Source organism: Enterobacter cloacae complex sp. 2022EL-00981, from assembly GCF_028737495.1.
GTDB lineage: Bacteria > Pseudomonadota > Gammaproteobacteria > Enterobacterales > Enterobacteriaceae > Enterobacter > Enterobacter cloacae.
Genome location: NZ_JAQZRK010000005.1, coordinates 197,501 through 212,163 on the forward strand (window position 1 = coordinate 197,501; position 14,663 = coordinate 212,163).

Below are 14,663 nucleotides of genomic sequence, written 5' to 3' on the forward strand. Positions count from 1 at the left end.
CGTGCTGTATAACAACGATTAAATATCGATATTCGCCGCTTTCAGTGCGTTCTCTTCGATGAAGGCACGACGAGGTTCAACCGCATCGCCCATCAGGGTCGTGAACAACTGGTCGGCAGCAATCGCGTCTTTAACCGTAACGCGCAGCATGCGACGGCTTTCCGGATCCATGGTGGTTTCCCACAGCTGATCCGGGTTCATTTCGCCCAGACCTTTATAACGCTGGATAGAGAGGCCGCGACGGGACTCTTTCACCAGCCATTCCAGCGCCTGTTCGAAGCTGGCCACCGGCTGGCGACGTTCGCCACGTTCGATGAACGCATCATCTTCAATCAGACCACGCAGCTTCTCGCCAAGAGTGCAGATACGACGGTATTCCGGGCCGGTCACAAACTCGTGCTCCAGCGGGTAATCGGTATCGACGCCGTGGGTACGCACGCGAATAATCGGCTCAAACTGCTGCGCCGCGTTCTGCTGAACGTCGAACTTCCACTGGCTACCGTGCTGCTCTTTCTCGTTCAGCTCGCTCACCAGCGCGTTCACCCAGCGGGTCACCGCCTGCTCGTTGCTCAGATCGGCTTCAGTCAGGGTTGGCTGATAGATCAGCTCCTTCAGCAGCGCTTTTGGATAGCGACGCTCCATACGACCAATCATTTTCTGCGTGGCGTTGAACTCAGACACCAGACGCTCCAGCGGCTCACCTGCCAGTGCCGGAGCGCTGGAGTTCGCATGCAGGGTCGCACCATCAAGTGCGATCGCGATTTGGTACTGATCCATCGCGTCGTCATCTTTGATGTACTGTTCCTGTTTGCCTTTCTTCACTTTGTACAGCGGCGGCTGTGCAATATAGACGTGGCCGCGTTCAACGATTTCCGGCATCTGACGGTAGAAGAAGGTCAACAGCAGCGTACGGATGTGCGAGCCGTCGACGTCCGCATCGGTCATGATGATGATGCTGTGATAGCGCAGCTTGTCCGGGTTGTATTCGTCACGACCAATGCCGCAGCCCAGCGCGGTGATCAGCGTCGCCACTTCCTGAGAAGAGAGCATTTTGTCGAAACGCGCTTTCTCAACGTTGAGGATTTTACCTTTCAACGGCAGGATGGCCTGGTTCTTACGGTTACGGCCCTGCTTCGCAGAACCGCCCGCGGAGTCCCCTTCCACAAGGTACAGTTCGGACAGCGCCGGGTCGCGTTCCTGGCAGTCAGCCAGTTTGCCCGGCAGACCCGCTAAGTCCAGCGCGCCTTTACGGCGGGTCATTTCACGGGCTTTACGCGCCGCTTCACGGGCACGCGCCGCATCGATAATTTTACCAACAACAATTTTCGCGTCGTTCGGGTTTTCCTGCAGGTAGTCGCTCAGCAGTTCGTTCATCTGCTGTTCAACCGCCGATTTCACCTCAGAGGAGACCAGCTTGTCTTTGGTCTGTGAGGAGAACTTCGGATCCGGCACTTTCACGGAGACAACAGCAATCAGGCCTTCACGGGCGTCATCACCGGTGGCGCTGACTTTCGCTTTTTTGCTGTAGCCTTCTTTGTCCATGTAGGCGTTCAGGGTACGGGTCATCGCCGCACGGAAGCCCGCAAGGTGCGTACCACCGTCACGCTGTGGAATGTTGTTGGTGAAGCAGTAGATGTTTTCCTGGAAACCGTCGTTCCACTGCAGAGCCACTTCCACGCCGATACCGTCTTTTTCCGTAGAGAAATAGAAGATATTTGGGTGAATTGGCGTTTTGTTCTTGTTCAGGTATTCAACGAACGCTTTGATACCACCTTCATAGTGGAAGTGGTCTTCTTTGTTGTCGCGTTTGTCACGCAGACGAATTGAGACGCCGGAGTTCAGGAACGACAGTTCACGCAGGCGTTTTGCCAGGATGTCGTACTCGAACTCGGTGACGTTGGTGAAGGTTTCGAGGCTCGGCCAGAAACGCACCATGGTACCGGTTTTTTCGGTATCGCCGGTCACGGCCAGCGGCGCTTCAGGCACGCCGTGCTGATAGATCTGGCGGTGAATTTTGCCTTCGCGCTGGATAACCAGTTCCAGTTTCTGCGACAGGGCGTTTACCACGGAAACACCTACGCCGTGCAGGCCGCCGGAGACTTTATAGGAGTTATCGTCAAATTTACCGCCTGCGTGCAGAACGGTCATGATCACTTCTGCAGCAGACACGCCCTCTTCCGGGTGGATACCGGTCGGGATACCACGGCCGTCATCCTGTACGGAAACGGAGTTATCGGCGTGGATGGTGACGATAATGTCTTTACAGTGACCCGCGAGCGCTTCGTCGATAGCGTTATCTACCACCTCGAATACCATGTGGTGCAGACCGGTGCCGTCATCCGTATCGCCGATATACATACCCGGGCGCTTACGCACCGCATCCAGCCCTTTCAGGACTTTGATACTGGAGGAGTCATAAGAATTCGACATCAACGTTTCTCGCTCATTTCAACTTGGGTTAATCCGTTATTTTACCCTTTTCCACGGTAAACATCTTCGAATTTTCGTCCGACATGTCCATAACGTGTTCAGCGCTGATAGCGCTGACGAAAACCTGCGACTGCGTGGCTTTTAAGCGGCTGGCAAGCAGCCCGCGCCGCGCGTCGTCAAGTTCCGAGGCAAAATCATCTATCAGGTACAGGCAGCGTCGCCCGCTTTCGCGGGTGAGGAACTCCCCCTGCGCCAGGCGCAGCGCGCACATCAGGAGCTTGAGCTGCCCGCGCGACAGGGTGTCTTCTACCGGCGCGCCGTCAGCACGAATGCGGAAATCCGCCTTGTGCGGGCCGTGCGCGGTGTAGGTCAACATACGGTCGCGCTCGAAGTTTCTCTCCAGCACCTCGGCATAATCCGTCTCTTTTTCCCAGCCGCGCTGGAAGGAGAAGGTGAGAGAAAATTCAGGTAAAAACTGTTTGCAGGTGTCGGCCATATCTTCGGCGATGCCTGCGCTGTATTCGGCACGCCAGCGGCTGATTTGTTCCGCAAGAGGAATTAATTCCATGTCCCACGGGCGCAGCTGGGCGTAGCGCGTGACCTGGCGCAATGCGGCGTTACGCTGCTTAAGCAGACGCTTCAGGTTGCTCCAGGCGTTAAAGAAACCGGCTTCGTTGTGAAAGCATCCCCAGTCGAGGAACGCTCTTCTGTATTTGGGGCCGCCGTTGAGTAAAGTAAACCCCTCCGGCGTGATCAGCTGCATCGGCATCAGCAGCGCCAGCTCCGCCACTTTGTGGCCGTCGGTACCGTCGATGCGCACCTTGCTGTCGCCCTGCTTGTCTTTGGTCAGGCCAATGGCGGTTTCCCGCTCCTCACCCTGCAAACGCCCGTGCAGGACAAAGGATTCCTGTTCGTGGCGAATCACGCGACCAATCTGCAAACTGCGAAACGCCCGGCCATGGCCGAGCGTATAGATGGCTTCAAGCACGCTGGTTTTGCCGCTGCCGTTTGCGCCAACCAGGAAGTTAAAGCCAGGGGATAAAGCGAGATCCGCGCTTTCGATATTGCGAAAGTCGCGGATCAACAGACGGGTGAGCGACATTACAGTCTCATTGGCATAACAACATACGCAGCCGACTGTGATGCGGCATCTTCAATCTGTACGCTCGAAACGGAGTCAGTCAGCAGAATGCGAACGTTCTCGCATTTCAGTGCATTCAGCACGTCCAGCACGTAGCTGACGTTAAACCCGATTTCCATCTCTGCCCCGGCGTAGGTGACGTCCAGAATCTCTTCTGCCTCTTCCTGCTCCGGGTTGTTGGCGGTGATTTTGATCTGGTTTTCACTTACGTACAGGCGCACACCGCGGAATTTCTCGTTCGAGAGAATGGCCGCGCGGGCAAACGCCTGCTTGAGGCTATCGCAACCCGCTTCCAGCGTTTTGTCCGGGTTCTTCGGCAATACGCGGCGATAATCCGGGAAACGACCGTCAACCAGCTTGGATGTGAAGACAAAATCGCCCACGTGAGCGCGGATGTTGTTGCTGCCGATCTGCACGCGCAGCGGCGTGTCGCCACCGTCGAGCATACGCATCAGCTCAATTACGCCTTTACGCGGCACAATCACCGAATGGTTTGGTAGTGAGTCGCCAATTGGCATGGAACAGACCGCCAGACGGTGGCCGTCGGTGGCCACGGTACGCAGCTCTTCCCCTTCGGTTTCGAACAGCATGCCGTTTAAATAGTAACGAACGTCCTGGTGCGCCATAGAGAACTGCGTGGCTTCAATCAGACGCTTCATCGTCGCCTGCGGCAGGGTGAATTCGACTTCACTTTGCCAGTCGTCCAGGTTCGGGAAGTCCGCAGCAGGCAGCGTGGAGAGGGAGAAACGGCTGCGGCCAGAACGCACCAGCATGCGGTCGCCTTCCAGCTGCACCGCGATCTCTGCGCCTTCCGGCAGCCCGCGGCAGATATCAAAGAATTTACGTGCCGGAACCGTGGTCGCGCCTGCGTCATGCGGCTGAGTCAGCGTAACGCGCGCGATCATTTCCATTTCCAGGTCTGTGCCGGTCAGCGACAGCGTACCGTCCGCGACCTGAAGCAGCAGGTTTCCGAGAATAGGCAGCGTTGGGCGGCCACCTAATGGGCCACTCACCTGTTGCAGCGGTTTTAATAAATGTTCACGTTCAACGGTAAATTTCATAGCGTCACGATGATAATGTTCTGATTAAATTGGAAAAATCTTCTTTTATGTCGTGGCTTTCTTCGCGTAACTGCTCAATCTTGCGACAAGCGTGCAGCACGGTCGTATGGTCACGGCCACCAAACGCATCGCCGATCTCCGGCAGACTGTGGTTGGTTAACTCCTTTGCCAGCGCCATCGCCATCTGACGCGGGCGCGCCACCGAGCGGGAACGACGTTTAGACAGTAAATCTGCCACTTTGATTTTGTAGTACTCGGCCACCGTCTTCTGAATGTTGTCGATAGTGACCAGTTTTTCCTGCAGTGCCAGCAGATCGCGCAGCGCTTCACGCACAAAATCGATGGTGATCGCGCGGCCGGTAAAGTTGGCATTGGCGATGACGCGGTTCAGCGCCCCTTCCAGCTCACGAACGTTGGAACGCAGACGCTTGGCAATAAAGAACGCCACTTCACCCGGCAGGCGAATGTCGTTCTCATCGGCTTTTTTCATCAGGATCGCGACGCGGGTTTCCAGTTCCGGCGGCTCGATCGCCACGGTCAGGCCCCAGCCGAAGCGGGATTTCAGACGATCTTCCACACCGTTGATCTCTTTTGGATAACGATCCGAGGTCAAAATGATCTGCTGGTTACCTTCCAGCAGCGCATTGAAGGTGTGGAAAAACTCCTCCTGCGATCGTTCTTTATTCGCAAAGAACTGAATGTCATCGATCAGCAGCGCATCAACAGAACGATAATAGCGTTTAAACTCTTCGATCGCATTGTTTTGCAGGGCCTTTACCATGTCCTGAACGAAGCGCTCGGAGTGCATATACACCACTTTCGCATTTGGCTTGCGCGCCATAATGCCGTTACCCACCGCGTGCAGAAGGTGCGTTTTACCCAGACCCGTGCCGCCATAGAGGAACAGCGGGTTATAGGCTCCACCGGGGTTGTCTGCCACCTGGCGAGCCGCCGCGCGTGCCAGCTGGTTCGATTTACCTTCCACGAAGTTATCGAAGGTGTGTTTGACGTTAACGTTAGAGCGGTAGGTCGGTTCTGCCGGGGCAGGCACATTATCCCAACCCGGACGTGCAGCAGGAGCAACGCGAGGAGCCGGAGCGGGTGCCGCCTGAGCAGGCGCTGCCACGTTTACGGTTTCGCGCACCGTCTGGGTGACCGGCTTTGTGCCCACTTCAAAGCGCAGCTGCGGGGCATCTGACCCGCAGAAATCATTCAGCAGTCCATTGATGTTATTAAGGTACTTGTCCCTTACCCAATCGAGCACAAAACGGTTTGGCGCATACAAAGCCAGCGTGTTATCGCTCAGTTCCGCCTGCAACGGGCGGATCCACATACTGAATTCTGTGGCTGGTAACTCATCCTGCAATCGGGCAAGACACTGCTGCCAAAGCGAAAGTGACACGGCGGACTCCACTCGAACAATAAAAGAAAACTATTGAATATTCATGATTGTTGGCGCACATCGACATGACCCAATGAGGGGGATGTGCGAACCGCTATCTGCGGTTATACACGCCATCGTTGAAACAACCTGAACGATATTGTGTTTATGCCCGGCCAGGATCGCTGGATCCCGATCGGGACCGCGGATCATAGCCTAAACTGAGCCAGAGATCTTCTGTTTCTCACAGATTCTTCCCGATTTATCCACAGGAAGATCCGAAACCGGGTAAGTGTAAACGATCCTGGCGGGAGTGCCCCACGATTTAGCCCGCATATTGGAAAATTTAATGAGAACAGACTATTTTTTGCTTAAATGATCTAACGAAGATCCAGGACGATCCTTGCGCTTTGTTGATGAGACCGTATAATCCTCGACCCGGCGCGTGATGCTCTTCTTCCTGCGTCGTCCGTTGCTCATTTTCCACGCGAAATCGTGCGGAAATACGCGGGAAATAAGGAAAGAGAATTGACTCCGGAGTGTACAATTATTACAATCCGGCCTCTTTAATCACCCACGCTGAGGCGTTAGTCGTTCGAATCTCGTTCGGGTATACGCAAAAGTCAGTGAATTTATTCAAGTTTAGGTAGAAATCGCCATGAAACGCACTTTTCAACCGTCTGTACTGAAGCGCAACCGTTCTCACGGCTTCCGTGCTCGTATGGCTACTAAAAATGGTCGTCAGGTTCTGGCACGTCGTCGTGCTAAAGGCCGCGCTCGTCTGACCGTTTCCAAGTAATAAAGCTAACCCCTGAGTGGTTAAGCTAGCATTTCCCAGGGAGTTACGTTTGTTAACTCCCGCTCATTTCACTTTCGTCTTCCAGCAGCCACTACGGGCTGGCACGCCGCAAATCACCATCCTCGGCCGCCAAAATTCGCTGGGGCATCCCCGCATCGGTCTTACTGTCGCCAAGAAAAACGTTAAGCGTGCGCATGAACGCAACCGGATTAAACGTCTGACGCGTGAAAGCTTCCGTTTACGTCAGCACGAACTGCCTTCTATGGATTTCGTGGTGGTGGCGAAAAAAGGGGTTGCCGACCTCGATAACCGTGCTCTCTCGGAAGCGTTGGAAAAATTATGGCGCCGCCACTGTCGCCTGGCTCGCGGGTCCTGATAGCCCTCATTCGGGTCTATCAACGCCTGATTAGTCCGCTACTCGGGCCACACTGCCGTTTCACGCCAACATGCTCAAGCTACGGAATTGAGGCATTGCGCAGGTTTGGAGTGATAAAAGGCAGTTGGTTGACGGTGAAACGCGTATTAAAATGCCACCCTTTACACCCAGGTGGAGACGACCCCGTCCCCCCAGGACCCTTTGATACCAGAGAACACTAACGATGGATTCGCAACGCAATCTTCTTATCATCGCTTTGTTGTTCGTGTCTTTCATGATCTGGCAGGCATGGGAGCAGGATAAAAATCCTCAACCCCAGCAGCAGACCACGCAGACAACGAGCAGCCAGGGGAGTGCCGCCGACCAGGGCGTACCGGCCAGTGGCCAGGGGAAACAGATTACGGTTAAGACCGATGTGCTTGAGCTGACTATCAACACCCGTGGTGGTGATGTTGAGCAGGCGCTGCTGTTGACCTACCCGAAAGAGCTGAAGTCTACCGAGCCGTTCCAGTTACTGGAAACCACGCCAGAGTTTATCTACCAGGCGCAGAGCGGCCTGACCGGTCGTGATGGCCCGGATAACCCGGCTAACGGTGCGCGTCCACTGTACAACGTCGAAAACGACACCTTTGTACTGGCTGATGGCCAGAACGAACTCGTTATTCCGATGACCTACACCGACGCGGCAGGCAACACCTTCACTAAAACCTTCACCCTGAAACGCGGTGAATATGCAGTGAACGTGGGCTACAGCGTACAGAACGCCGGTGCGAAACCGCTTGAAGTATCGACCTTTGGTCAGCTGAAGCAGTCCATCAATCTGCCGTCTCACCGTGACACCGGAAGCAGCAACTTTGCGCTGCATACCTTCCGTGGCGCGGCATACTCCACGCCTGACGCGAAGTATGAGAAATACAAATTCGACACCATTGCCGATAACGAAAACCTGAACGTCAGCTCCAAAGGCGGTTGGGTGGCAATGTTGCAGCAGTATTTCGCAACGGCATGGATCCCAAATAACGACGGTACCAATAACTTCTACACCGCGAATCTGGGCAACGGTATTGCGGCTATCGGCTACAAATCTCAGCCGGTTCTGGTTCAGCCGGGTCAAACCGGTAAGCTGGCAAGCACCCTGTGGGTCGGCCCGGAAATCCAGGACAAAATGGCTGCTGTTGCACCGCACCTGGATCTGACCGTTGACTACGGCTGGTTGTGGTTCATCTCTCAGCCGCTGTTCAAGCTGCTGAAGTTCATCCACAGCTTCCTGGGTAACTGGGGCTTCTCCATCATCGTTATCACCTTCATCGTACGTGGCATCATGTACCCGCTGACCAAAGCGCAGTACACCTCCATGGCGAAGATGCGTATGCTGCAGCCGAAGATTCAGGCAATGCGCGAGCGTCTGGGCGATGACAAACAGCGTCAGAGCCAGGAGATGATGGCCCTGTATAAAGCAGAGAAAGTGAACCCGCTGGGTGGCTGCTTCCCGCTGCTGATTCAGATGCCAATCTTCCTTGCGCTGTACTACATGCTGATGGGTTCCGTTGAGCTGCGCCATGCGCCGTTCGCGCTGTGGATCCATGACCTGTCCGCACAGGACCCGTACTACATCCTGCCGATCCTGATGGGCGTGACGATGTTCTTCATCCAGAAGATGTCTCCGACCACCGTGACCGACCCGATGCAGCAGAAGATCATGACCTTTATGCCGGTCATCTTCACCGTGTTCTTCCTGTGGTTCCCGTCAGGTCTGGTGCTGTACTATATCGTCAGCAACCTGGTGACCATCATCCAGCAGCAGCTGATTTACCGTGGTCTGGAAAAACGTGGCCTGCATAGCCGCGAAAAGAAAAAGTCCTGATTCGGTAAGTTAACGCTAAAATAAGGGCGGTCGATTGACCGCCTTTTTTATTTGTATTGAACGAGAGCAACCATGAGCCATAACGACACTATCGTCGCCCAGGCAACCCCACCGGGACGCGGTGGTGTAGGCATTTTGCGTATCTCCGGCCTGAAGGCGCGCGAGGTCGCTGAAGCGGTGCTGGGTAAACTGCCAAAGCCGCGCTACGCTGATTATCTGCCGTTTAAAGACAACGACGGTACCCCACTGGACCAGGGCATTGCGCTGTGGTTCCCCGGCCCGAACTCCTTTACTGGTGAAGACGTGCTGGAGCTGCAGGGTCACGGTGGCCCGGTCATCCTCGACCTGCTGTTAAAACGTATTCTGACTCTGCCGGGCCTGCGCATTGCGAAGCCGGGCGAGTTCTCCGAACGTGCCTTTCTGAACGACAAGCTCGACCTGGCGCAGGCCGAGGCGATTGCAGACCTGATCGACGCCAGCTCTGAACAGGCGGCTCGCTCTGCTCTGAACTCGTTGCAGGGCGCGTTTTCCGCACGCGTAAATCACCTTGTGGAAGCACTTACTCACCTCAGGATCTACGTCGAAGCAGCGATTGACTTCCCGGATGAAGAAATTGACTTTCTCTCTGACGGTAAAATTGAAGCCCAGCTCAATGATGTGATGGCCGATCTCGATGCCGTTCGCGCCGAAGCGCGTCAGGGGAGCCTGCTGCGTGAAGGGATGAAGGTGGTCATCGCGGGTCGTCCAAACGCCGGGAAATCGAGCCTGCTGAACGCCCTCGCGGGCCGTGAGGCGGCGATCGTGACCGACATCGCCGGGACCACCCGCGACGTGCTGCGTGAGCATATTCACATCGATGGCATGCCGTTGCATATCATCGACACTGCGGGTCTGCGTGATGCCAGCGACGAAGTGGAGCGTATTGGTATCGAGCGCGCCTGGCAGGAGATTGAGCAGGCCGACCGTGTGCTGTTTATGGTAGATGGCACCACGACCGACGCCGTAGACCCGGCGGAGATCTGGCCAGACTTTATCGCCCGTCTGCCAGCTAAACTGCCGATCACCGTGGTGCGTAACAAAGCAGACGTCACCGGCGAAACGCTGGGCATCAGCGATGTGAATGGTCACTCACTTATCCGTCTGTCGGCCCGCACTGGCGAGGGCGTTGACGACCTGCGTAACCATCTCAAGCAGAGCATGGGCTTTGACACCAGCATGGAAGGCGGCTTCCTGGCGCGGCGTCGCCACCTGCAGGCGCTGGAAGAGGCGGCACGTCACCTCGAGCAGGGCAAAGCGCAGCTGATTGGCGCATGGGCGGGGGAATTGCTGGCGGAAGAGTTGCGCCTGGCGCAGCAGAATCTGAGTGAGATCACCGGGGAGTTTACGTCGGACGATCTGCTTGGGAGGATCTTCTCGAGCTTCTGTATTGGTAAGTGACTCCCGTTACTGAAGGGTGATTTCCCCCCAGGAAATCACCCTTGTCCAGTCGATTGCCGTACTCAAAGAGAGCCATCCGGCCAAAAAGTTTCTGAACCGTTTTTTATTAGCCGGTTATTGATCGCTACCCTGTGCGTGACGGCGATCCTCACCTATGTAACCGTTTCCCTGGTGCTGCTGATGGAAACCATGGGTTTTAATCGCGAGCAGTATTCCACGATGGTCATTATGGCGGTCTCGTTCTTGACGCCGTTTGCGCGCAATATGCTGATCGGGATTCTGATTGGCTGTAGCATGCTCTGCATCCTTTTACTTATGGTCCTCCAGCCCTTCACGCAGATCTGGCATAAACGGAACAGCCATAATCCGAAAATCCTCTGGCTACGCGAGACCATCAAGGCGTTATAGGGTGTCAGCGATCCAATTTTCGCCTAAGAAAATGTAAAGTTCGGTCCTCAGCCTTTTCTTACTATCATTTACTGATTAAAACAGGAGTTGAGTTAAGCGATAATGATGTAACCGTTTAACCGACTACGACCATTATCAAGGAGCGAAAAATGGCTACGCACTTTGCAAGAGGGATACTGACAGAAGGTCGTCTCGTATCGGCCAGAATTTCTTCAGCGTGTCACAGTGAAGCGCTCAAACTACCTGAGCACCGTCGGTCGCGTTTTTTGGCGTCCCGGGCGCTTCTTGCTGAACTGCTGTTTATGCTGTACGGCACCAGTGAGCTGCCGGACATCATCATCCAACCTGAAGGTCGTCCGGTCTTTGCCGACCCGGAGCTGCCGCGTTTCTCCATTGCCTATACGGGCAATATTATTGGCGTGGCACTCACCACCGAAGGCGATTGCGGGCTGGATATGGAGCTTCAGCGCGCGACACGCGGTTTTCACGGCGCCAGCCCGCATGATGATTACCCGCTCTCCAGCAATGAACAGCTGTGGGTGCGCAACCAGAACGATCCCACTGAAGCCCGGGCTCAGCTTATTACCTTGCGTCAGAGCATTCGTAAGCTCTGTGGTTGCGCGTCAGACGATGCCAGTCAGCTGCAACTCCTGCCGGGCTCCGGACGCCTGCGCTCCACGCAAGCCGCGCTGGTAGAAGCGCTCAGCGATGTTGAGGACGTACTGATCTGGTCTGTAGCAGTGACACCTGCCATTGAACGGCTGAAAATCTGGGAATTTGACAGTAAACAGGGATGGAGTAGCCTTCCGGATGTGCCCGAACGTGCCAACGAGCCCGCCGCGCGCCTGATGAGATTAACCAGTTTACCGGCAGAAAAAGCATATACCCTTAGCTGATCCGTTCAGGGTCATCATGATGAAACAGGAGTAATCATGTCTGAAACGTTGAAAGTCGTTACATTACTGGGAAGCCTGCGCAAAGGTTCATTTAACGGGATGGTTGCCCGTACGCTGCCACAGTTGGCTCCGGCGGGTATGGAGATTAGCGCCCTGCCGTCCATTGGTGACATTCCCCTTTACGATGCGGACGTGCAGCAGGAAGAAGGCTTTCCGCAGAGCGTCGAAGCGCTGGCTGAGCAGATTCGCCAGGCTGACGGGGTGGTGATTGTGACGCCAGAGTATAACTACTCGGTTCCGGGTGGTCTGAAAAACGCAATTGACTGGCTATCCCGCCTGCCGGAGCAGCCGCTTTCCGGTAAGCCGGTGCTGATTCAGACCAGTTCAATGGGTGCCATTGGCGGTGCGCGCTGCCAGTATCACCTGCGCCAGATCCTGGTATTCCTGGATGCAATGGTCATGAACAAGCCGGAATTTATGGGTGGTGTGATTCAGAATAAGGTCGACCCGCAGACGGGTGAAGTGGTGGATCAGAGCACGCGTGACCATCTCTCTGGCCAACTGACGGCGTTTGGGGATTATATCAAGAGGGTGAAGGCTTAAGTGAGGTGCGGGCTGATGCCCTCACCCCAGCCCTCTCCCACGGGAGAGGGTGCAAACATGTTTATTTGGCGTCGATAAACACAATCTTCAGCACAAACAGTAGCGCCACAATGATGACGCACGGGCTGAGGTCGCGGAAACGACCGGTGCCAATCTTCATCACGCAGTAAGAGATAAAGCCCAGCGCGATACCTTCAGTAATAGAGAAACTGAACGGCATCATTACCGCGGTAATAAACGCCGGTACCGCTTCGGTTAAATCATCCCACTTCACGCGCGACAGGCTGGAGGTCATCAGTACCCCCACGTAAATCAGCGCACCGGCAGCCGCATACGGTGGAACCATGCCAGCCAGTGGAGAAAGGAAGATCACCAGCAGGAACAGAATACCCACCACTACCGCGGTCAGACCGGTACGGCCCCCTACGGAGACACCGGAAGAGGACTCAATGTAAGCGGTAACAGAAGAGGTTCCGATAAAAGCACCGCTGACAGAGGAGATGCTGTCCACAAACAGCGCCTGCTTCATGCGCGGGAATTTACCTTTCTCATCCGCCAGACCCGCTTTGTCGGTCACGCCGATCAGCGTGCCGGAGGAGTCAAACAGGTTCACCAGCATAAAGGAGAAAATCACCCCCGCCAGGCCCAGATTCAGGGAACCCGCCAGATCAACATGACCAATAACGGTAGAGACGCTCGGTGGTGCGGAGACAATGCCATTATAGTGAACGTCACCCAGCATCCAGCCCAGCAGGGTGGTCACTACGATGGATACCAGCACCGCCGCATGAATATTGCGGGAAGCGAGGATCGCGATGATAAAGAAGCCCAGCACGCCCAGCAGCACGTTATGGGAGGTCAGGTGACCGATGCTGACCAGCGTCTCCGGGTTAGCGACGATAACACCGGCATTTTTCAGCCCCATCAAACCGATGAACAGACCGATACCGCTGGTGATACCCACGCGCAGGCTGACAGGAATGTTAGCAATCATCCAGTAACGCACGCGGAAAATAGTCAGCAGCAGCAGACCAACCGCGCCCCAGAAGATAGCGCCCATGCCGACTTGCCACGGCAGCCCCATCGCCTGAACTACTACGAACGCAAAGAATGCGTTAAGCCCCATCGCCGGAGCCAGCGCAACCGGCAGGTTAGCGAATACGCCCATCAGAATGCTGCCAAGTGCAGCGATCAGGCAGGTGGTTACGAAGACGGCGCTGGTATCCATGCCAGCAACGCCCAGAATTTGTGGGTTAACAAAAACGATATAGACCATCGTCAGGAAGGTGGTAAAACCGGCGATCACTTCGGTGCGTGCCGTTGTGCCGTGCTCGCGCAGTTTAAACACGCGCTCAAGCAGACCCTGACCCGATGTCTGGGTTGTGTGTTGTTGACTCATCATCAATTTCCGAACAAGGAGGGAAAATTCGTCGCTATCCTATACCAAAATGCGACAATAGTGGCGGTTACGAGATACTTTTTTCATTGATTTTGCTTATACGGCAACGATTGCGTCTCGTTGAACTGCAGTACGTAAACGTTAAACTTGTAAAAAGGGAAAGGCATGTCCGGAATTGAAGCGGTATTTTTCGACTGCGACGGTACGCTGGTCGACAGTGAGGTCATTTGTTCCCGCGCGTATGTCGCCATGTTCCAGGAATTTGGCATTACGCTCGATCTCGACGAGGTGTTCAAACGCTTTAAGGGCGTGAAGCTGTACGAGATCATCGACATCATTAACGCCGAACACGGTGTGGATCTGGCAAAAACGGATCTGGAACCGGTGTACCGCGCCGAGGTCGCACGGCTGTTCGATTCTGAGCTGGAGGTCATTGCTGGCGCAAACGCGCTGCTGGATGCCATGACGGTACCGATCTGCGTGGTGTCTAACGGACCGGTCAGCAAAATGCAGCACTCGCTGGGTAAGCTTGAGATGCTGCACCACTTCCCGGAAAAATTGTTCAGCGGCTACGATATTCAACGCTGGAAGCCAGATCCTGCGCTGATGTTCCATGCGGCAAACGCAATGAACGTCAACGTAGAGAACTGTATTCTGGTGGATGACTCGTCCGCGGGCGCGCAGTCGGGCATTGATGCAGGAATGGAAGTGTTTTATTTCTGTGCCGACCCGCACAACAAGCCGATCGATCATCCAAAAGTGACGACCTTTACCGATCTGGCGCAGTTGCCGGAATTGTGGAAGGCGCGCGGGTGGAATATTACACGATAGGTTTTTGTAGGCCCGGTAAGCGCAGCGCCACCGGGCA

Annotated in this window: 13 protein-coding genes and 2 pseudogenes; 10 read left to right on the forward strand and 5 right to left on the reverse strand. The window is 55.1% G+C overall.

What is annotated here, in order from left to right; translation table 11 throughout:
* Positions 1 to 18 precede the first annotated feature (18 nt).
* Genes gyrB through dnaA form a run of 4 tightly spaced genes read right to left on the reverse strand, consistent with a single transcriptional unit; the run spans position 19 to position 6,034 of the window.
* Positions 19 to 2,430 (reverse strand): DNA topoisomerase (ATP-hydrolyzing) subunit B, encoded by a 2,412-nt coding sequence (gene gyrB / locus PUZ33_RS07360; protein ID WP_013094780.1) that lies wholly within the window; start codon positions 2,428 to 2,430, stop codon positions 19 to 21.
* Positions 2,431 to 2,458: 28 nt separating this feature from the next.
* The gene (gene recF, locus PUZ33_RS07365) at positions 2,459 to 3,532 is read right to left on the reverse strand and encodes a DNA replication/repair protein RecF (RefSeq protein WP_013094779.1); all 1,074 of its coding nucleotides are present in this window, start codon (positions 3,530 to 3,532) and stop codon (positions 2,459 to 2,461) included.
* Positions 3,532 to 4,632: a DNA polymerase III subunit beta gene (gene dnaN, locus PUZ33_RS07370; protein WP_008500170.1), complete on the reverse strand. Its 1,101-nt coding sequence runs from the start codon at positions 4,630 to 4,632 to the stop codon at positions 3,532 to 3,534. Before dnaN ends, recF begins: the two co-directional genes overlap by 1 nt.
* 4 nt (positions 4,633 to 4,636) lie before the next feature.
* Complete coding sequence (gene dnaA, locus PUZ33_RS07375) at positions 4,637 to 6,034, reverse strand: chromosomal replication initiator protein DnaA (protein ID WP_014830027.1); 1,398 nt, start codon at positions 6,032 to 6,034, stop codon at positions 4,637 to 4,639.
* Between the two features lie 637 nt (positions 6,035 to 6,671).
* On the opposite strand from dnaA, the gene rpmH reads away from it, so the two are divergent.
* From rpmH to PUZ33_RS07415, 9 genes and pseudogenes are all read left to right on the forward strand, one after another.
* Positions 6,672 to 6,812: a 50S ribosomal protein L34 gene (rpmH, locus tag PUZ33_RS07380; protein ID WP_000831330.1), complete on the forward strand. Its 141-nt coding sequence runs from the start codon at positions 6,672 to 6,674 to the stop codon at positions 6,810 to 6,812.
* 16 nt (positions 6,813 to 6,828) lie between these two features.
* Positions 6,829 to 7,188, forward strand: coding sequence for a ribonuclease P protein component (gene rnpA, locus PUZ33_RS07385; RefSeq protein WP_028028049.1), 360 nt, complete (start codon positions 6,829 to 6,831; stop codon positions 7,186 to 7,188).
* Entirely contained in the window at positions 7,152 to 7,409 is a 258-nt protein-coding gene (yidD, locus tag PUZ33_RS07390) for a membrane protein insertion efficiency factor YidD (protein ID WP_001307474.1), read from the forward strand. The genes rnpA and yidD overlap by 37 nt, the downstream gene beginning before the upstream one ends.
* 2 nt (positions 7,410 to 7,411) lie before the next feature.
* Positions 7,412 to 9,052 carry a membrane protein insertase YidC gene (gene yidC, locus PUZ33_RS07395; protein WP_020685445.1) on the forward strand — a complete coding sequence of 547 codons (1,641 nt, stop codon included), beginning with the start codon at positions 7,412 to 7,414 and terminating at the stop codon, positions 9,050 to 9,052.
* Positions 9,053 to 9,124: 72 nt separating this feature from the next.
* On the forward strand, positions 9,125 to 10,489 hold the full coding sequence (gene mnmE, locus PUZ33_RS07400) for a tRNA uridine-5-carboxymethylaminomethyl(34) synthesis GTPase MnmE (protein WP_058681559.1): 1,365 nt from the start codon (positions 9,125 to 9,127) through the stop codon (positions 10,487 to 10,489).
* Positions 10,490 to 10,588: 99 nt separating this feature from the next.
* Positions 10,589 to 10,756 (forward strand): annotated as a pseudogene (locus PUZ33_RS25200) (multidrug transporter subunit MdtL); the annotation flags it as partial.
* A 60-nt stretch (positions 10,757 to 10,816) separates the two neighbouring features.
* Positions 10,817 to 10,897 (forward strand): annotated as a pseudogene (locus tag PUZ33_RS25205) (hypothetical protein); the annotation flags it as partial.
* Between the two features lie 149 nt (positions 10,898 to 11,046).
* Positions 11,047 to 11,793: a 4'-phosphopantetheinyl transferase family protein gene (locus tag PUZ33_RS07410; protein WP_013099416.1), complete on the forward strand. Its 747-nt coding sequence runs from the start codon at positions 11,047 to 11,049 to the stop codon at positions 11,791 to 11,793.
* A 36-nt stretch (positions 11,794 to 11,829) separates the two neighbouring features.
* Positions 11,830 to 12,396: an NADPH-dependent FMN reductase gene (locus PUZ33_RS07415; RefSeq protein ID WP_013099415.1), complete on the forward strand. Its 567-nt coding sequence runs from the start codon at positions 11,830 to 11,832 to the stop codon at positions 12,394 to 12,396.
* Positions 12,397 to 12,457: 61 nt separating this feature from the next.
* Here PUZ33_RS07415 and adeP read toward each other — a convergent pair whose 3' ends face one another.
* A complete protein-coding gene (gene adeP / locus PUZ33_RS07420) occupies positions 12,458 to 13,795 on the reverse strand; it encodes an adenine permease AdeP (RefSeq protein ID WP_139153273.1) in 1,338 nt (445 codons plus the stop codon).
* A gap of 165 nt (positions 13,796 to 13,960) precedes the next feature.
* Here adeP and yieH point away from each other — a divergent pair, with 165 nt between their 5' ends.
* A complete protein-coding gene (yieH, locus tag PUZ33_RS07425; protein ID WP_013099413.1) occupies positions 13,961 to 14,626 on the forward strand; it encodes a 6-phosphogluconate phosphatase in 666 nt (221 codons plus the stop codon).
* Positions 14,627 to 14,663 lie beyond the last annotated feature (37 nt).